Origin of the sequence: Rhizobium sophorae, from assembly GCF_013087515.1 — a bacterium.
Taxonomy (GTDB): Bacteria; Pseudomonadota; Alphaproteobacteria; order Rhizobiales; family Rhizobiaceae; genus Rhizobium; species Rhizobium sophorae.
On the sequence record NZ_JABFCN010000001.1, the window covers coordinates 16355 to 33378 of the forward strand.

Sequence of the window (17024 nt, forward strand, 5' to 3'; positions counted from 1 at the left end):
GGTCCGCAATCGGGATAGCGGACCTACTCATCTTCAGCCGTCCGGTTGGAGCTTCGAGGCGAATAGGAATGGCGATTCGACCGCGACGCTTAACAAGCTTAGCTCGACAGAAAAATAACTAACGGCCCCTTCGCGTCTGACATTGCTTCAGGATTGAGACGCTGGTCCGAGGGACGCTTGCCATGTGCGGCACTCTCGATGCATCCGGCGATGCGGTGCAGGAAGGCCTTGCCATGACTGACCTGGCGCCGTTTTGCGAGGCGCAGAACCTAGATCGCGCCGATTTCCTTGAGTTTCTTCAGCACCGCCTGGTTCGGCTCGCCATCTTCGGGCAGGTTGTAGTGCTTCTGAAAATGGCGGATGGCCGCGCGGGTCTGCTCGCCGGCGACGCCGTCGACGCCGACATTGGCATAGGCCATGTTGGAAAGACCCTTCTGGATCTTCAACACCAGGTCGACATTGGTGATTTGGCTTGATGGAACCTGTTTTGCCGCCGATGGAACCGTTTTGACGGTCTTCTCGGCGTTGCGGATCGCCGCTGCCACCGGGTCTTCAGCCGCTGCCTTCGAGCTTACATCCTCCGGCGGCTTTTCGGCGGGCACGGTCGAGGGGCCGGCGGCATCGGTCTTCAGCGCCGCCAATACCTCCGGCGTCGGATCGCCGGTCTGGGTCATGCCGACGGTCTCCTCGAAGAAGAGAATGGCTGCGCTGGTGCGGGGGCCAATGATGCCGTCCGGAATGCCATTATAGAGGCCGCGGCGCACCAGCTGCTGCTGGATGTCCATGACGAGCTGGCTCGGCTGCTGGCCGGGTGCGGCAGGCGCCGGTGTCGCGTTGGTGGTGGCGGTATCCTGCGGCCGTTCGATCCGGAAGGTGGTGACGTCACCCTGTTGCTCCTCGGCCGGCCGGCGGGCGCCGAGCACGGTCGGAGATTGCGGATCGCGGGTGCGGAAGATCGGATGTGGATGCAGGCCCGGCTGATACCAGAGTGCATTGGCGGCGACGAAGGAGAAGATGACGGCGAAGGTGATCGCGCCGCCGGCGACCGACGGATTGCGGCCGATGACGCCGCCGAGCACGGATGCGCCCTGCAGGCCGAGCCCGCCGAGCACGGAGGCGCCCTGCAGGCCGAGCCCGCCGAGGGCGGCAGCGCCTGACATCAGAAGGCCCGGCTGCTGCCGTCCCCTTTTTCCCCTAGGCGATTTTCGCTTGCGCGCGGCCATCGAAACGCCCCTCTTTCAATTCTGCGCCTGTGTTGACCGCGCCCTTCAGCCGCGGCGGAAACTCGACAGTCGCGCCATGGCCGGCGTCTTCGGCGTGCTGAGCACCCGAGCCGTCCACCGCGATCTCGATGGTGATGATCGTGCCTTCGCCCGGCTGGCTGGCGATGGCGAAATACCCGCCATGCAGCGCTACCAGCCCCTTGACCAGGGACAGACCGAGGCCGGAGCCTTCGAACCGGCGGGTGTAATCATTCTGGATCTGAACGAAGGGCTGGCCGAGCAATGCCAGCTTGTCGGCCGGGATGCCGATGCCGGTGTCGCTGACCGTCAGCTTGAGGATGCCGTCGCGCGCTGCCGCATCGACCGAGACGACGCCGCCGGCCTCGGTGAACTTTATGGCATTGCCGACGAGATTGATGAGGATCTGCTGGATGGCGCGCTGATCGGCGACGACCTCGCCGACGCCGCGCTGAATACGGCTCGTCAACGTGAGGCCCTTGGTCTTCGCCTGCAATGCCAGCATCGATTCGCAGGATTTGACGGAGCTCGATATGTCGAAGGCTTCGAGGATCAGCTCGTAGCGGCCGGCTTCGATCTTGCTCATATCGAGCATGGTGTTGACGACGGACAGCAGATGCGCGCCGGATTCGCGAACCAGGCCGACATATTCGCGCTGACGGTCGTTTTCGAACTTGCCGAAATATTCGCCGATCAGGATATCGGAAAAACCGAGAATAGCGTTCAGCGGCGTGCGCAGCTCATGGCTGACGGCGGCGAGGAAGCGCGACTTGGCGTCGTTTGCCGATTCGGCATCCGCCGCGCGATTCTGGGCTTCGTCACGCAACTGCTGCTCGACGGAGACGTCGCGCAGCTGGGCAATGATGGCGGCAAGTTCGCCGTCGGCATCGCGCCGGGCCGTCATGTCCATTCTCAGATAGGCGAACTGGCGTTGATCACGCGAGACCGAGGGCCGGTCGAGGCGCAGGTCGACGCTCTGAGCATCCTCGCCCCGGCGCAGGCCATCGAGCGCCTGCAGGAAAAGGATGCGGTCGGAGACATGCACCTGCTCAAGGAAGCCCCTGCCCTTCGGATCGCGCATCCAGGCGAGGAAATCGCGCCGGTCGCGACCGCCGACGGTCGCCACACTGCCATGCGGGTCGAGGAAGAAGACGAGGCCCGGGGTGGCGGCAAGGAAGAAATCCTCGGCCGACTGCGTGGCGATACCGGCAGACGAACCCTGACGGGCTAGCGCGATGCTGCCGACGGCGGAAAAGAGAAAGGCGGCGCAGACCATGGCGACACCTGCCGGCAGCGCCACGGCCGGACTGGTGACCGCCGAAAGGCCGATAGGAGCGGCAACGAGAGCAGCCGACGAGAGCAGCACGAGGCGGCGCAAGATCGCAAGCTCGCGTTGGCGCACGGCTTCACCGCCGCCCGTCCGGGAGAGCCAGCTTGTCGCTGCCCGGTCTACGAGGGCCGTCATCCAGCCGCCAATGTTACTCAATACACGCACGCAATACCCGCCCAAAAGGCTGTCTGTCGATCCGGACAATAGGCCTTGGCGACTTAAAGAAAGGATAAGGCAAAAGCGATGTTCACAGCCTGAAACGGCTGAAATTCTCGTTTTGAAGCATCTGGAAGGCTCTTTGCCTTTTGTGGTTAATAGGGGGTAAGCGACGGATTTTCCTCATATTTCAGCATTGCGTTAACTCCTGTGGCAAGGCGAGCCGGCAAAAGTCCTGCAATTGCAAGCAGGTGCTGCCCTGATGCTTAACGGCGATCGCTCGCATTCGACTAAAATGCGGCTCAAATGCTGTTCGCTAAAATTTGAACTAAATTTGCCGCAAATGCGCGTGAGTTTCGAAAAGCGGCATTCGCAACTTGGCGGTAGGGTGAAAACACACCGGACAACCGGCCTGATTCGGCAACAAGAACCGGACGGGGAAAACAGGATGGGCGACGACAATGTGGTTTCTGATCAAAGGATCCTTCTGGTTTGGCCTCGTGCTCGTGCTTCTTTCCGTCTTCGGCCCGGAGAGTTCCGACAAGCTCGCCAACGGCCCGCAATTGCAACTGTCCGACGCGTTCACGGCGGCAAGCGGCGCCTATGACTATTTGACCGGCATGTGCTCGGAGAAGCCCGAGGTCTGCGTCAAGGGCACGGAGACCCTGACCGCACTTGGCTACCGGGCGCGTGAAGGCGCCCGCGTTGCCTACGAACTTCTCGACAGCCAGTTCACGGATGAGGCGCCTGCGACCGCAAGGCCTGCCGAACCGCAGATGCCGGTGGCGCTCAATATGCCTTCCCTCGCCACGCCGGCCGTCCAGGAAAAGGTACGCGAGGCCAAGGCTGCGCTCAACCAGCCGATGCCTTACCGTCCACCGGTCGAGGACGATGCCTCTCCTGAGACGGTGGTGACCGGCGCTATTCCGCTGCCGACACCGAAGCCGGCGACCTGACCCTCAACCAGCTTGCATCGGTGGTCCGCATGACGCGGAGATGCCCCATGCCTGACGTGCCTGCCCTGTTTAATTCAGCATATTGCTGCGCCGTGAGGATGCCCATCCCTCACGGCGTTTTTCTATCTCAGTTTACGCAATTCCGGCAAAACCGCTTCGTGCATCGCCTGGAAGTGTTCGGTCTTTTGTTTACGCAATTCCGGACGGAAAACCGCTTCACACTTTTCCTGGAATTGCTTTAGCGGTTCAAATCTGCCGGTCTTTCACCTATATGCAGTCTTAGAGCATTTCCTGACGCATTCCGGACGCAAAACCGCTGCGCACTTTTGCTGGAACTGCTTTAACAGTGAAAGGCTTCTCCATGGCATCCCTCGACCAGATCATCGACGACTTCGCTTTCCTGGACGATTGGGAAGACCGCTACCGCTATGTCATCGAACTCGGCAAAGCGCTGCCCGATTTGGCCGAGGAGAAGCGCACTTCGGAAAACAAGGTGATGGGCTGCGCCAGCCAGGTCTGGCTGGTGACGCATACGACGGGCGATGCCGACAATCCCGTCATGAGCTTCGAGGGTGATTCCGACGCCCATATCGTACGCGGCCTCGTGGCCATCGTGCTTGCCACCTATTCCGGTAAGACCGCATCCGAGATCGCCGGGCTCGATGCCTTCGAGATATTCTCGAAGATCGGCTTGGTGGAAAACCTGTCGTCACAGCGCTCGAACGGACTTCGCTCGATGGTGAACAGGATCCGCGAAGAGGCAAGAGTTCGCGCCGTGGCTTGAACGTGACGATGGCGGATGGGCTTTCAGAGCCACAGCCGATCGATTCGGCCAGCGCCTGCCTCGGCACATCGAATACATTAACACTTGCTGATAGTATAGGAATACATTCTAAGCCTGTCGGCAAAGCATAAGACAGGGTTGCCCACACTATCTTGGCGACCGTCCGAATCAGCTGCGAAGGCTTGGAATGCCAGGGCGGATCAGCTTTTGATAGAAACGCAGAACCGCTCCCACCTCGCGTTTTAGGCAACTCCTGAGAAAACCTCTTCGCACTTTTCCTGGAAAGGCTCCAGCGAGATTATTTTCCTCGCCTTGAAAAGGCACACAAAAAAGCCGGGCACAAGACCCGGCTTTTTTCGTCGATGCCTTTGAAAAAGCTCAGCCGCGGCCGCGCTTGCGGCGCTGCCCGAGACCCATCTCCTTTGCCAGGCGCGAACGCGCTTCAGCATAAGCGGGCGCCACCATCGGGTAATCGGTCGGCAGGTCCCACTTCTCGCGGTATTCTTCCGGCGAGAGGCTGTGATGCGTCATTAGGTGACGCTTGAGGGATTTGAAGTTGCCGCCGCATTCCAAACACGTGATCTGCTCGTCCTGTACGGACTTGCGGACAGAAACTGCAGGCTTCTGCTTTTCGACGATCGCCGCAGCAGGCTGCGGTACGGACGTGTTGCTCAGTGCCGAATGCACGTCGGAAATCAGATTGGCCAGGTCGCTGACCGGTACAACATGGTTGCTGACATAAGCCGCGACGATGTCGGCGGTCAGTTCCACAAGCAGCTCCGGCGCATTGCCGGTCGCTATATCCGTCATATTCTTTCTCCTGTTAGCATGCTCAAACGGTCTTTGACTGACACGCCAAAGACCCGCCTCGTAGAAGCGAACAGCAAAAGCACAGGAAGCGACCTTCTGTTTCGAAAAACGCGAAATCCACCCCTAGATTCCGAAGAGCGTGACCTGTTCTTATACTGCCTGACTGGAAACCACTACGTCATGCCCCAGGCGATGGCCTCAGTTTAGACATTAAAAATCAAAACTGAGGGACTTGGAAGCAGTACGATTGCAATTCACAATCAGAACTCTACTTGCATTTTCAAATACCATCGTTTGGTCGAAAGGCCAATTATTATTTGTCGTTTTTCTTGAGAAAAAATGACAGATGAAGAATTGAGGGGCTCTTCGGCAAGCTTTACTCACAGCTTCCTGTGCATAAGTTTTGCATAAATCTGGTAAAGTCGCGAACAGCATAGGCTCAACGATCCCTGATATCGTCACGGACCGAGAGCGCACCGAGATCATATCCCGAACGATGGGCAGCTCTGGCAAGCAGGTGAGCAGACACCGGCGCCGTCAGCAGGAAGAAGACGAAACCGGCAATGGCGCGGGCGAGAATCGCCGGCTCCTCTGAATAGAGGCCGGCGGCAAGGAGCAACAGGCCGGAGCCAACAGTCCCCGCCTTCGAGGCCGAATGCATGCGCGTATAAAGATCGGGCAGCCGGACCAGGCCGATCGCCGCCGCAAGCGCAAAGAGCGCACCGACGGTCAAAAGCAGGGCGGTGACGGTAGCAACGATATAATCGATCATCGCTTTTTCCCCCCTGCCCGGCGCTTTTGCGTGTTGCCATTTGCCGCAGCGGCGGGCGGCTTCGATTTGATGTTGCCGCGCGACAGCACAAATCGGGCGAAGGCGACGGTCGCCAGGAAACCGACGAGGCCGAGCGAGATGGCGATATCGATATAGAGCGAAAACCTGGTCTTGACCGCGATGACGGCGATGAAGCCAATGGCGATGCCGGTCAGCATGTCGAGGGCGAGGATCCGGTCCGGCAATGTCGGGCCGGCAACGACACGCCAGACGCTCAGAATCAACGCCAGGCCGAGGATGACGAGTGCGGCCGAGGATGCGACCGCGACGATGGCGGCAGGTGTGATCACCGGAAGGCCTCCATGATCTTGCGTTCGAAACCGTTGGCGATATCACGCTTGGTGGTCTCGGGATCGGAACAATCGAGCGCGTGGACATAGAGCGTGCGGCGATCGGGCGAGACGTCGACCGACAGCGTGCCGGGTGTCAGCGTGATGAGGTTTGCGAGCAAAGTGATTTCGAAATCGCTCGTTACCGTCAACTGGAAGGCGAAGATGCCGGGCTTCAGCTTCATATCGGGCGAGAGGACGGTGACCGTAACCTTCCAGGCCGACAGCGACAATTCCTTGAGGAACAGAGCGGCGAGCGAGAGCAATGGGAGAACGCGGGGGATATGCCCCTTGCCGCCGAAGGATTCGCGGATGATGACCAGCGCCAAGGCCCCGAGCAGCAAGCCGAGGACGAGATTGTGCAGCGAGGCGCTGCCGGTAACGGCGACCCAGGCAATGGCAAGCAACAGGTTGAAGAGGAAGAAGATCACGGCGCGCCTCCTTCCGGGAAGACCGAATGAAGATAGGCCTGGGGATGGGCCAGGCCGGCGGCGGCCGATTGCGACAGCGCCAGCAACTGTTCCGGCAGGATGCCAAAACCGACGACCAGCGCTGTCAGTGCCGCGAGCGGCAGGCCCGTGCGCCACCTGGCACCGGGAGACCTCAGGGCTGTCGACGCCAAAGCTATCGGCGTCGGGGCTATCGGAGCCGGGCGCCAATAGGCGAGCAGGAAGAGACGGCCGAAGGCAATGGTCGTCAGAAAGCCGCCGAGGAGGATTGAGGCCGCCAACCACCAGGCACCGAGATCGAACGAGGCCTTGACGAGAATGACTTTCGGCCAGAAGCCGGAAAAGGGCGGCAGGCCGCAGGCGGCAAGGAAGAGCGCGAGGGAGAGCGCGGCGAAGCCGCCGCTTTGCCTGTAGAGCCCGCCGAGGGCCGACAGTGAAAAGCCGCCGCCGCGCCGGGCGATCTCGCCGGCGGCAAGATAAAGTGCGGTCATCAGCACCATGGAATGAAGCGCGTAGAATACCGCGCCGCTGATGCCGCCAAGGCCGCCGAGCGCGACGCCGGCGAGCATGTTGCCGATGCCCGATATGACGACATAGCCGAACAGCCTGCGGATATCGTTTTCGGCGAGCGCGCCGAGAGCGCCGACGAGAATGGTCGCGGCGGCGGCAAGCGCGATCACCGGGCTCAATTCCTGGCGCTCCATCGGCAACAGCATGACCATCACCCGGATCAGCGCGTAGATGCCCACCTTGGTGAGCAGGCCGGCAAACAGCGCGGAGACCACGATACGCGGCGTATGGTAGGCGGCGGGCAGCCAGAAATTGACCGGGAAGGCTGCCGCCTTCATGCCGAAGGCGAGCAGGAAGAGGCTTGCCAGCGTCATCAGCGGCGCCGTGCCGCGCAAATCCCCGGTTTTTGCAGCGATATCGGCCATATTGAGCGTGCCGAAGGCGGCATAGAGAATGCCGACGCCGACCAGAAACAGGGTCGTGGCAATCAGATTGAGCACCGCATATTTCAGCGCGCCGTCGATCTGCTCACGTTCGGAACCAAGGATGATCAGCCCGAACGAGGAGATCAGCAGCACCTCGAACCAGACATAGAGATTGAAAATATCGCCGGTCAGAAAAGCGCCGGTGACGCCGGCCATCAGCAGCATCAGCAGCGGGAAGAAGCCGTATCGGCGGCCGCTTTCGCCGATATCGGCCAGCGCATAGATGCCGCCGGCAAGCGCGGCAAGGGCCGCGGTGAAGGCCATCAGCGCACCGAGGAGATCGACGGTGAAGGCGATGCCGAAAGGCGGCAGCCAGCGGCCCATGACCATGGTCAGCGGCCCGTCGGTCGCGACCTTGGCAAGCAGGGCGGCATCGATCAGCGCCAGCGCCGCAAGACCCGGAATAGCAAGCCAGGCCTGCAGACGGGGATAGGCGCGCAGCATCAGCAAGACGGCACCCAGCGTAATGCAGTGGGCGACCGGCAGGATGGCGAGCCAGTGACCGATCGGCACCGGAGCGGTGATCAGGGCGGCGGAGAGATCGACAGTAGAGGTGGGGGCGGCCATCAGATGGCGCCTCCAATATCACACGAGAGTGTTTGCCTTGGGGTGAGCATCCGCACAACCATCCGCCTCAATACCCCAGTGGCGGCAGCGGCCGGTCGTCGGGCTCGGCGACGCGCATGTCGCTGGTGTTGTCGGTGCCGAGGTCCTGATAGGCGCGGTAGGTCAACACCAGCAGGAAGGCGAGGAAGGAAAAGGAGATGACGATGGCCGTCAGGATGAGGGCCTGCGGCAGCGGGTTGGCCGTGCCCGCGGGCAGACTGTCGAGACCCGCCGGGATGATCGGCGGCACCTCGCGCGTCAGCCGGCCGCCGGTAAAGAGCAGCAGGTTGACGGCGTTGCCGAGGATGGCAATACCGAGCATGATCCGGATCGAGAATTTCGACAGCATCAGATAGATGGCGGCGGCAAAGAACAGGCCGACGAGGATCGCGAGAAGCGGCTCCATCATTCCACCTCCTTTTCCTCGAGCGCCAGTGCGATCGAGGTGATGGCGCCGAGCACGACGAGATAGACGCCGACATCGAAAAGCAGGACGCTGGACAGCGGCACCTCGGCGCCGAAAAGCGTCGGATAGATCCAGAGGCCGGTCATGAAGGGAACGGCAAACAGGATGGAGAGAAGACCGGCCACGGTCGACAGAAGCAAGCCGAAGCCGGCAATCGACAGCGGATGGAAAAACAGCGCCCGGCGAACGGCGCCAACGCCGCGGGCAATGCCGTAGATCGCTAGTCCCGAGGCAGCGATCAGCCCGCCGATGAAGCCGCCGCCCGGCTCGTTATGGCCGCGCAGCAGCACGAAGACGGAAAAAAGCAGCATCAGCGCGGTGAGAAACGGGGCGGCGGTGCGGAAGATGAGGGTGTTCACGCGCTCAACCCTCCGCCGCGGGGTCGTTGGCGGCAAGCTTGCGCTCGCTTCCGGCGCGGATGCGGATCAGCGCCAGGATGGCAAGGCCGGTGACCGCGACGACGGCGATTTCGCCAAGCGTGTCGGTGCCGCGGAAATCGACGATGATGACGTTGACGACATTGGCGCCGTGGGCGATCGATTTGGAATACGTGTTGAAGAAAGCCGTCAGCGCGTCGTTGAACGGTGCCTCGGTTGCCCGCATCAGCAGAAGCGTGAAGCCGAGGCCGCAGGCAAGCGCCAGCGCGCCGTCGAAGAGCTTGCGGCCGAGCGGCCGCTGATCGTCGGGCGAGAGACGAAGCCTGGTCATGACCAGGGCGAGAATCACCACCGAAAGGGTTTCGACCATGAACTGGGTGAAGGACAGATCCGGCGCGCCGAACAGCAGGAAGATGATGGCGACGGCGAAACCCTGAATGCCGAGCGAAACGATCGCCGTCAGCCGGTCGCGGGCGATGAGCACGGCGGCCAGGCCGAAGGCGGCGATCAGGAAGACCGCCCATTCATGCAGCCTGACATCGGTCGGCCAGGCCGGCAGACGCGGCAGCTCGCCATAGACGACGAGCGGGACGATGAGGATGGCGGCAACGCAGAGGAAGGTGCAGGTGACGTAGATCTCCAGCCGCCCCGGCTGGAGCACACGCATGACGCGGCCTGAAAAGCGGACAAGGCCCGATACAGCGACATCAAAGCCATGGTCCGGCCCAGGTCCGGCCGCGCGCAGGAAGACGGCCATAAGGAAACGGGCACGCGAGAGTTGCCAGTAGACGCCGATACCGAGCAGCACGGTCAGGGCGGAGAGCGCCAAGGGCAGGCCGATATGCGGCGTCAGCGAAATGTCGATTTCGACAGGTGTTTGGCGGATGGCGGATGCGATCGGCGAGGACAGGATGGCATGGGTGAAGCCGGTAAAGAGCGCCGCGAGCAGGCCGAGGACGGCGAGAACCGCCGGGCCGAGCCACAAAAGGACGGGCGCTTCGTGCGGGGGTTTCGGCGTCTCCACCGGTTGGCCGAGGAAGGGTTTCAGCGCCACGGCAAAGGCGACGGCAAACATCAGCGCATTGCCGAAGACGGTAATGCCGGTGAAGGTGAGCGCGCGGACATCGCCGCCGACGAGTGCGGTATAGATCTCCTCCTTGGCGAGGAAGCCGAAGAAGGGCGGCAGGCCGGCCATGGAGAAGGCGGCCGCAAGCGCGATGATCCAGGTGAGCGGCATCGCCCGCATCAGGCCGCTGAGCCTGGTGATATCGCGCGTGCCGGTCTCATGATCGATGATGCCTGCGACCATGAAGAGCGCGCCCTTGAAGAGGGAATGCGCCACCAGATAGAGCGCCGCCGCCTCGATCGCATGGTCCGAGCCGAAGCCGATCAGCATAACGAGCAGGCCGAGCGAGGAGACGGTAGTATGGGCGAGTTTGAGCTTCAGGTCTGTCTGGCGGATGGCAAGCGCGGTGCCGACCACCAGCGTAAGGCCGCCAAAGAAGGGCAGAAGGATTTCCCAGGCAGGGGTTGCCCCCATGACGGGGTTGAGCCGCATCAGCAGATAGACGCCTGCCTTCACCATGGTGGCCGAATGCAGATAGGCCGAAACCGGCGTCGGCGCCTCCATGGCGTTCGGCAGCCAGAAGTGAAAGGGAAACTGGGCCGACTTGGTGAAGGCGCCGCCGAGGACCAAGATGAGGGCAGGTAGATAGAGCGGGCTTTGGCGCACGACATCGCCTGCGCCGATGAGCCGCGACATCTCAGTGACGCCCGAGATGTTCCAGAGCAGCAGCAGACCGGCCAACAGGCAGAGCCCTCCCCCACCGGTCACAACAAGCGCCTGCAGGGCGGCGCGACGAGCGGCTTCACGCTCGTGATCGAAGCCGATCAGCAGGAAGGACGTGATCGATGTCAGTTCCCAGAAGACGAAGAGCATCAGGAAACTGTCGGAAACGACGACGCCGAGCATCGCGCCCATGAAGAGGAAGATGAAGGAGAAGAAGCGGCCCTGATCCTTGTGTCCCTTGAGATAAGCGCCGGCATAAAGCACGATCAGGGTGCCGATGCCGGTGATCAGCAGCGCGAAAGCCAGCGACAGGCCGTCGAGGAACCAGGAAAAGGAGAGATGAAAGCTCGGCACCCAGGAATAGCCGCCGGTGACGACCTCGCCGCGCGCGATCTTGGGAATGAAACGCAGGAAATGCAGGAAGGCGAGCAAGGGAGCGATCGCCAGGAGCCAGGCACCGTTTGCGCCGAAGATGCGGATGACGAAGGGGGCGGCAAGAGCGCCGGCGAGCGGCAGACACAAGGCCAGAAATGTCAGAGCCGTGACATCGGCCATGTCCCCTCCTCTACTGCATGATTCAAAATGTTACAGGCTTTTGCACGTCCGACAAGGCGCGCGGCGCTGTAATGGCAACAGACGAAAAGCCGGAGAAAACCGGCCTGTCTTCTGGCTTAGGCGAAACGGGGGAGCGTCTCAAGTGATTTCGGCCGCAAGCCAACTGCATGGCAATGTTCAAAGCCGATCAGGCCGTCGATCTGGAAAGACGCGTCAGCAGCCGGACGATGCAACCGTGGAGGATGAAGACAAGAAGCGTCAGCGGCCAGAGCAGGCAAGCGAGGAGCCCAGCGAGACGATGGAACGTCAAACCGTCATGGTTGGCCCAGCCTTCCAACAGCGTGACCGCCATGGCGGCCACGGCCACAAGGCCGTAGAGCAGGACGATTGCTGTTTCAAACACCAGTGTTTCTCCAATGCACGCAACATTAACCCTAACAGAAAGCCCCTAACGGATGTAAAAGCAAGCCTCTTCCCCTAATTGGGTATGCCGCCAATCTCATGGCGTGCCGCGGGAGACTTGATGAACTGAACACGGCGCACCACATTTTCTCGCGAAACGGAACCCGCCCCTCGGCGAAAGGAGCACCTCATGTCCGACACTGCGACGACCGCCAAGATCCACAAGACCGACGCCGAATGGAAAGAGCAGCTCACGCCTGAGCAATACCGCATCACGCGCCAGCACGGCACCGAACGCGCCTTTACCGGCCCCTATTGGGATTCCTTCGAGACGGGGCTTTACCGCTGCGTCGGCTGCAATGCGCCGCTTTTCCGCTCCGACACGAAATTCGATGCCGGCTGCGGCTGGCCGAGCTATTTCGAAGCGGTATCGCCCGAAGCGGTGACGGAGCATCGCGACACGGCCTTTGGCATGGTGCGCACCGAAATCCGCTGCGGCAGCTGCGACGCCCATCTCGGCCACGTCTTTCCCGACGGCCCGCCGCCGACCGGCCTGCGTTATTGCATCAACGGCCACTCGATGGTGTTCGAGGCGGGGAAATAGGCCTGAACCTGCGATCGGGATCCGATCCCGCGGCGGCCATGAGGAGACTAAGCGCGACGGAAATTTCCGTGCCACCATGGTCGACATGGTAGCGGCGGCCGCCAGGTGGTCGGCCGCCGCACTTGTTTCGATCAGGTTCTGATGGCGATGCGCCTGACCTGTGACTGCGCCTTTTCGCTCTTGGGCAAGGTGACGGTCAGGACGCCGTTCTTGAAGGTCGCGTCGACCTGATCTTCCTTGACCTCGGTCGCGAGTGGGATGCGTCGCTCGAAGCGGCCATAGTAGCGCTCCGAGAACTGCTTCTCCTTGTCTTCCGTCTCCGAACGCTTTTCACCCTTCAGCGTCAGAACGCCATCATCGAGAATGACCTCGATGTCCTTTTCCTCAAGGCCGGGGACTTCGGCCGTCACCTTGATATCCTTATCGGTGTCGGAGATCTCGACACTCGGCCAGCCGGCACCGAAACCGCTGGCGCCCCGCAGTGACGGCAGGCCAGAGCCGAAGCTGCGGAAAGCATCGTCGAACAGACGGTTGACCTCGCGATGGAGCGACAGGAAAGGATCATGGTCGTCCTCGCGGAGGAGACTCGGAACCTGGTGGCCGTTGTTGCGGCCCCAAGGAATCAAATCACGAACACTCATGGCTTACTCCTTTCTGGTGGTTCTTGGGCATTCCTGACGGCTCAGGCTGCCTGCGTCTCGGCGTCGATCTGCTTGGTCTCGGCCTTCGGCATTGCATTTCCAGTTCCGATCTCGATCTGGCGCGGCTTCATCTCTTCAGGAATTTCACGCTTGAGGTCGATGGTCAGCAGACCGTTGACGAGGCCGGCATCCACGACCTTGACGTGGTCGGCCAATTCGAACCGACGCTGGAAGCTTCGACCAGCAATGCCGCGATGCAGGTATTGAACATCTTCGCCGTTCGCCTTCTGCCCTGAGACGACGAGCATGTTCTGCTCTTGGATGATCGCCAGTTCGTCCTGCGAGAAGCCCGCCACGGCCATGGCAATGCGGTATTCGTCCTCGCCGGCTTTGACGATATCGTAAGGCGGCCAGTTGTCGATTGTCTCGGCGCGGCTTGCAGCGTCGAGTGCGTTCAACATCCGCTCGAAGCCGATGCTCGACCGGAACAGGGGAGAGAAATCGAGGTTTGTCCTCATAGCCATATCCTCCTTACAAGCAACATGGATACAGGAGACGCCAAGAGCGACAGGCGTCTCCTGGACCTGTCGATCCCTGCTCGGCGATCGACAATACTGATATAATTCAGCAGTTTACCGTTTCAAGAGGAGAGAATTTCTCAGCGAAAAAATTGCTTTCTTCGAAGGCACCACCATATCTGGGCTGAGCTTGAGAGAGGAGAAATGGTTATGACAATGACTTCAAAGGACGTCATCGCCGTCCTCGGGCCCGCCGATGAAACGCTCGTGGCCGAGGTCATCGCGACAGGCGCCACCCAGGCTGAACTCGCCGAGGCATTTGCGTGGGCCAGCAACGACGAAGCCTTGATGGGTGAAGGCCGGCCTCTGCCAACAGGCAGGGTTGCTGCGCTTGTTGATTTGCTGAGTTCGGATGAAGAGGAACCGGAATAGGAGAGCCGGATGACTCGCCTCCCCCACTGATCCGTCATGCTATCGTGAGCACCTGAACATTGCCGTGGCGGTCCATCACATCGACCACGACCTGGCGTCCCGACCTGCGAATGGCGACGTCAGCCGAGCCAATACCGATCGACAGGCGTCGTAAGATCACCTCGTCGAGGAATGGGGGAAGCCTCGGTACGTTGAAGCTGATGTGCAAGCCATTCGGGTCGAAGTCGAGGCCAAGACAGGATTGCAGCAGCGGCAAAGGAGCGGCTGCCGCCCATGCTTGAGGCGAGCAGGCGACCGGATAGAAGGTCGGCCCTCGTGCCCGCTGGCGCGGCAGGCCGCAGAGGAGTTCGGGGAGCCGCCGCAGGTCGATATAGGTCGAGGCGGCAAACAACCCCTCGAATATCCGCGCGGCTTCGACGCGGTAGCCATAGCGGGCAAGGCCGCTGGCGATCAAGGCATTGTCATGTGGCCAGATCGAGCCATTGTAACCTCCTCTGTTGAGCAAAGAGTCGTCGGCAAAAATCATGCCTGCGTCCTTACGAGGCGCGCGGCAGGTCAGATGGGAGAGGTCAGGTTTCGAATAGCTGTCGGCGCCGTCCCCCCCTTCCAATAGCTGCACAAGCCAAAACCAGGAAGCCGGCGTGTCGGCAGTTTTCGGCGAAGGGTCCTGCGGGCCGTCGAGGAAGTCGACGCAGCTTGCTTCTCAGCTTGCCGATCGTCCTTGTCCAACGTCTTCAGCGCTTCAAGGATTTCGTCATAGGAAACAGCTCTTTCCGCCCCGGGATAAAGGCGAAGGGCCGGTGCGGATTCGATCGCGAAAATATCGGATGCCCATGAAGCCAGAATGGCCCGCTTCTCGTCATTGCCGATGTCGGCGGCGGTAAGCACGTCACGTGGGTGACTGAAATGTTTGGCCGGATAAACCAGATGCGCCGCGCTGATTGCCGCCGTGGCTTCCTGCTGTATGGAATTGCTGGTGCTTTCCTTTCTCATAGCTTGGCTCCACTGATGTTGACCGATGGAACTTGGTTCATTCGATAGTGCGTGGGGAGGCCCGCCCTTAAGAGCAGGGCGGGCCGAGCGATCGCTTAGAAGTCCATGCCGGGGCCGGCGGGCATGGCCGGAGCGGCCTCCTTCTTGGGCTTCTCGGCGATCATCGCTTCCGTCGTCACCAGAAGACCGGCAACGGAGGCGGCATCCTGAAGCGCGGTGCGCACCACTTTCGCCGGATCGATAACGCCCTGCGCATAGAGATCGCCATATTCGCCGGTCTGGGCATTCCAGCCATAGGAGAATTCGCCTTTCTCGCGCAGCTTGCCGACCACGATCGAGCCTTCTGCGCCGGCGTTTTCGGCGATCTGCCGTACCGGGGCTTCGATTGCGCGGCGCACAATCTCGATGCCGACGCGCTGGTCCTGGTTGGCCACGCTGAGATTATCGAGCGCCTTGACGGCGCGCAGAAGGGCAACGCCACCGCCGGGCAAGATGCCCTCTTCGACGGCGGCACGGGTTGCATGAAGCGCGTCGTCGACGCGATCCTTTTTCTCCTTCACCTCGACTTCCGTCGAGCCGCCGACACGGATGACGGCAACGCCGCCGGCCAGCTTGGCGAGGCGCTCCTGCAGCTTCTCCCGGTCGTAGTCGGAGGTGGTTTCTTCGATCTGGGCGCGGATCTGAGCCGTGCGACCGTCAAGCTCCGCCTTCGAGCCAGCACCGTCGATGATGGTGGTGTTTTCCTTCTCGATCGACACCTTCTTGGCACGGCCGAGCATATTGAGCGTCACGTTCTCGAGCTTGATGCCGAGATCTTCGGAGATGACGGTACCGCCGGTCAGGATAGCGATGTCTTCGAGCATGGCCTTGCGGCGGTCGCCGAAGCCGGGGGCCTTGACGGCAGCGATCTTCAAGCCGCCGCGCAGCTTGTTGACGACGAGTGTTGCGAGGGCCTCGCCTTCGACGTCTTCAGCGATGATGAGGAGCGGCTTGCCGGATTGGACGACGGCTTCGAGAACTGGCAGCATCGACTGCAGGTTCGAGAGCTTCTTCTCATGAATGAGAATATAGGGGTCCTCGAGCTCGACCCGCATCTTGTCCTGGTTGGTGACGAAGTAGGGGCTGAGGTAGCCGCGGTCGAACTGCATGCCCTCGACGACTTCGAGTTCGGTTTCGGCGGTCTTGGCTTCCTCGACGGTGATGACACCCTCATTGCCGACCTTTTCCATTGCTTCAGCGAGGTAACGACCGATCTCGGAATCACCGTTGGCGGAGATCGTGCCGACCTGGGCGATTTCGGAATTGTTGGAGATCTTGCGGGCGTTGGTCTTCAGTTCCTTGACAACGGCGTCGACGGCGATGTCGATGCCACGCTTGAGGTCCATCGGGTTCATGCCGGAAGCGACCGCCTTGGCCCCTTCCTTGACGATCGCCTGGGCCAGCACCGTTGCAGTCGTGGTGCCGTCACCGGCGAGATCGTTGGTCTTCGAGGCGACTTCGCGCAGCATCTGGGCGCCCATGTTTTCGAACTTGTCTTCGAGCTCGATTTCCTTGGCGACCGAAACGCCGTCCTTGGTGATGCGCGGCGCGCCGAAGGACTTGTCGATGACGACGTTGCGCCCTTTCGGGCCGAGCGTCACCTTCACGGCATTGGCCAGCACATCGACCCCACGCAGCAAGCGTTCACGGGCATCGGTATGGAATTTGACTTCTTTCGCAGCCATTCTTTCACTCCTTCGATAGGCAGCTTTTCTTGACT

General features: G+C 61.2%; 19 protein-coding genes and 2 pseudogenes. 5 read left to right on the forward strand and 16 right to left on the reverse strand.

What is annotated here, in order from left to right:
* Nucleotides 1-269 precede the first annotated feature (269 nt).
* Together G9X64_RS00095 and G9X64_RS00100 are read right to left on the reverse strand one after the other, a co-directional pair.
* Entirely contained in the window at nucleotides 270-1223 is a 954-nt protein-coding gene (locus G9X64_RS00095) for a peptidoglycan-binding domain-containing protein (protein ID WP_168312257.1), read from the reverse strand.
* Nucleotides 1195-2775: a sensor histidine kinase gene (locus G9X64_RS00100; RefSeq protein ID WP_210259587.1), complete on the reverse strand. Its 1581-nt coding sequence runs from the start codon at nucleotides 2773-2775 to the stop codon at nucleotides 1195-1197. Before G9X64_RS00100 ends, G9X64_RS00095 begins: the two co-directional genes overlap by 29 nt.
* Before the next feature lie 413 nt (nucleotides 2776-3188).
* On the opposite strand from G9X64_RS00100, the gene G9X64_RS00105 reads away from it, so the two are divergent.
* The 3 genes from G9X64_RS00105 to G9X64_RS00115 all read left to right on the forward strand — a co-directional run bounded on the left by G9X64_RS00105 (nucleotide 3189) and on the right by G9X64_RS00115 (nucleotide 4467).
* The gene (locus G9X64_RS00105; protein ID WP_171375747.1) at nucleotides 3189-3683 is read left to right on the forward strand and encodes a DUF5330 domain-containing protein; all 495 of its coding nucleotides are present in this window, start codon (nucleotides 3189-3191) and stop codon (nucleotides 3681-3683) included.
* A gap of 47 nt (nucleotides 3684-3730) precedes the next feature.
* Nucleotides 3731-3925, forward strand: coding sequence for a hypothetical protein (locus G9X64_RS00110; protein ID WP_171375748.1), 195 nt, complete (start codon nucleotides 3731-3733; stop codon nucleotides 3923-3925).
* Nucleotides 3926-4044: 119 nt separating this feature from the next.
* Nucleotides 4045-4467 (forward strand): SufE family protein, encoded by a 423-nt coding sequence (locus G9X64_RS00115; protein ID WP_168312260.1) that lies wholly within the window; start codon nucleotides 4045-4047, stop codon nucleotides 4465-4467.
* 378 nt (nucleotides 4468-4845) lie between these two features.
* On the opposite strand, the gene G9X64_RS00120 is transcribed toward G9X64_RS00115, so the two are convergent.
* The 9 genes from G9X64_RS00120 to G9X64_RS00160 all read right to left on the reverse strand — a co-directional run bounded on the left by G9X64_RS00120 (nucleotide 4846) and on the right by G9X64_RS00160 (nucleotide 12078).
* Nucleotides 4846-5277, reverse strand: coding sequence for a Ros/MucR family transcriptional regulator (locus G9X64_RS00120; RefSeq protein WP_003557810.1), 432 nt, complete (start codon nucleotides 5275-5277; stop codon nucleotides 4846-4848).
* A gap of 439 nt (nucleotides 5278-5716) precedes the next feature.
* Nucleotides 5717-6049 (reverse strand): monovalent cation/H(+) antiporter subunit G, encoded by a 333-nt coding sequence (gene mnhG, locus G9X64_RS00125; protein ID WP_168312261.1) that lies wholly within the window; start codon nucleotides 6047-6049, stop codon nucleotides 5717-5719.
* A complete protein-coding gene (locus G9X64_RS00130; protein WP_168312262.1) occupies nucleotides 6046-6399 on the reverse strand; it encodes a cation:proton antiporter in 354 nt (117 codons plus the stop codon). Before G9X64_RS00130 ends, mnhG begins: the two co-directional genes overlap by 4 nt.
* A complete protein-coding gene (locus tag G9X64_RS00135) occupies nucleotides 6396-6869 on the reverse strand; it encodes a Na+/H+ antiporter subunit E (RefSeq protein WP_168312263.1) in 474 nt (157 codons plus the stop codon). Before G9X64_RS00135 ends, G9X64_RS00130 begins: the two co-directional genes overlap by 4 nt.
* The gene (locus G9X64_RS00140) at nucleotides 6866-8449 is read right to left on the reverse strand and encodes a Na+/H+ antiporter subunit D (RefSeq protein WP_168312264.1); all 1584 of its coding nucleotides are present in this window, start codon (nucleotides 8447-8449) and stop codon (nucleotides 6866-6868) included. Before G9X64_RS00140 ends, G9X64_RS00135 begins: the two co-directional genes overlap by 4 nt.
* A gap of 67 nt (nucleotides 8450-8516) precedes the next feature.
* Entirely contained in the window at nucleotides 8517-8894 is a 378-nt protein-coding gene (locus tag G9X64_RS00145) for a Na+/H+ antiporter subunit C (RefSeq protein WP_168312322.1), read from the reverse strand.
* Nucleotides 8894-9313, reverse strand: coding sequence for a Na+/H+ antiporter subunit B (locus G9X64_RS00150; RefSeq protein WP_168312265.1), 420 nt, complete (start codon nucleotides 9311-9313; stop codon nucleotides 8894-8896). The genes G9X64_RS00145 and G9X64_RS00150 overlap by 1 nt, the downstream gene beginning before the upstream one ends.
* Before the next feature lie 4 nt (nucleotides 9314-9317).
* Complete coding sequence (locus tag G9X64_RS00155) at nucleotides 9318-11675, reverse strand: putative monovalent cation/H+ antiporter subunit A (protein WP_168312266.1); 2358 nt, start codon at nucleotides 11673-11675, stop codon at nucleotides 9318-9320.
* A 187-nt stretch (nucleotides 11676-11862) separates the two neighbouring features.
* Entirely contained in the window at nucleotides 11863-12078 is a 216-nt protein-coding gene (locus G9X64_RS00160; RefSeq protein WP_171375749.1) for a hypothetical protein, read from the reverse strand.
* 189 nt (nucleotides 12079-12267) lie between these two features.
* On the opposite strand from G9X64_RS00160, the gene msrB reads away from it, so the two are divergent.
* Complete coding sequence (gene msrB / locus G9X64_RS00165; protein ID WP_168312268.1) at nucleotides 12268-12681, forward strand: peptide-methionine (R)-S-oxide reductase MsrB; 414 nt, start codon at nucleotides 12268-12270, stop codon at nucleotides 12679-12681.
* Between the two features lie 131 nt (nucleotides 12682-12812).
* On the opposite strand, the gene G9X64_RS00170 is transcribed toward msrB, so the two are convergent.
* The gene (locus tag G9X64_RS00170) at nucleotides 12813-13322 is read right to left on the reverse strand and encodes an Hsp20/alpha crystallin family protein (protein ID WP_168312269.1); all 510 of its coding nucleotides are present in this window, start codon (nucleotides 13320-13322) and stop codon (nucleotides 12813-12815) included.
* A gap of 41 nt (nucleotides 13323-13363) precedes the next feature.
* Complete coding sequence (locus G9X64_RS00175) at nucleotides 13364-13840, reverse strand: Hsp20 family protein (RefSeq protein ID WP_171375750.1); 477 nt, start codon at nucleotides 13838-13840, stop codon at nucleotides 13364-13366.
* Nucleotides 13841-14050: 210 nt separating this feature from the next.
* On the opposite strand from G9X64_RS00175, the gene G9X64_RS00180 reads away from it, so the two are divergent.
* Nucleotides 14051-14272, forward strand: a complete 222-nt coding sequence (locus G9X64_RS00180; protein ID WP_017959619.1) for a hypothetical protein — start codon at nucleotides 14051-14053, stop codon at nucleotides 14270-14272.
* Nucleotides 14273-14306: 34 nt separating this feature from the next.
* On the opposite strand, the pseudogene G9X64_RS00185 reads toward G9X64_RS00180, so the two are convergent.
* The 3 genes and pseudogenes from G9X64_RS00185 to groL all read right to left on the reverse strand — a co-directional run.
* A pseudogene (locus G9X64_RS00185) lies at nucleotides 14307-14759 on the reverse strand (amylo-alpha-1,6-glucosidase); the annotation flags it as partial.
* 82 nt (nucleotides 14760-14841) lie between these two features.
* A pseudogene (locus tag G9X64_RS00190) lies at nucleotides 14842-15265 on the reverse strand (hypothetical protein).
* 95 nt (nucleotides 15266-15360) lie between these two features.
* Nucleotides 15361-16989 (reverse strand): chaperonin GroEL, encoded by a 1629-nt coding sequence (gene groL / locus G9X64_RS00195; protein ID WP_168312271.1) that lies wholly within the window; start codon nucleotides 16987-16989, stop codon nucleotides 15361-15363.
* Nucleotides 16990-17024 lie beyond the last annotated feature (35 nt).

Bases quoted from the DNA above. Each gene is read 5' to 3' on its own strand.
- G9X64_RS00095 (WP_168312257.1), bottom strand. From the start codon at position 1,223: ATGGCCGCGCGCAAGCGAAAATCGCCTAGGGGAAAAAGGGGACGGCAG.
- G9X64_RS00105 (WP_171375747.1), top strand. From the start codon at position 3,189: ATGTGGTTTCTGATCAAAGGATCCTTCTGGTTTGGCCTCGTGCTCGTG.
- G9X64_RS00110 (WP_171375748.1), top strand. From the start codon at position 3,731: ATGCCTGACGTGCCTGCCCTGTTTAATTCAGCATATTGCTGCGCCGTG.
- G9X64_RS00115 (WP_168312260.1), top strand. From the start codon at position 4,045: ATGGCATCCCTCGACCAGATCATCGACGACTTCGCTTTCCTGGACGAT.
- G9X64_RS00120 (WP_003557810.1), bottom strand. From the start codon at position 5,277: ATGACGGATATAGCGACCGGCAATGCGCCGGAGCTGCTTGTGGAACTG.
- mnhG (WP_168312261.1), bottom strand. From the start codon at position 6,049: ATGATCGATTATATCGTTGCTACCGTCACCGCCCTGCTTTTGACCGTC.
- G9X64_RS00140 (WP_168312264.1), bottom strand. From the start codon at position 8,449: ATGGCCGCCCCCACCTCTACTGTCGATCTCTCCGCCGCCCTGATCACC.
- G9X64_RS00145 (WP_168312322.1), bottom strand. From the start codon at position 8,894: ATGGAGCCGCTTCTCGCGATCCTCGTCGGCCTGTTCTTTGCCGCCGCC.
- G9X64_RS00155 (WP_168312266.1), bottom strand. From the start codon at position 11,675: ATGGCCGATGTCACGGCTCTGACATTTCTGGCCTTGTGTCTGCCGCTC.
- msrB (WP_168312268.1), top strand. From the start codon at position 12,268: ATGTCCGACACTGCGACGACCGCCAAGATCCACAAGACCGACGCCGAA.
- G9X64_RS00170 (WP_168312269.1), bottom strand. From the start codon at position 13,322: ATGAGTGTTCGTGATTTGATTCCTTGGGGCCGCAACAACGGCCACCAG.
- G9X64_RS00175 (WP_171375750.1), bottom strand. From the start codon at position 13,840: ATGAGGACAAACCTCGATTTCTCTCCCCTGTTCCGGTCGAGCATCGGC.
- G9X64_RS00180 (WP_017959619.1), top strand. From the start codon at position 14,051: ATGACAATGACTTCAAAGGACGTCATCGCCGTCCTCGGGCCCGCCGAT.
- groL (WP_168312271.1), bottom strand. From the start codon at position 16,989: ATGGCTGCGAAAGAAGTCAAATTCCATACCGATGCCCGTGAACGCTTG.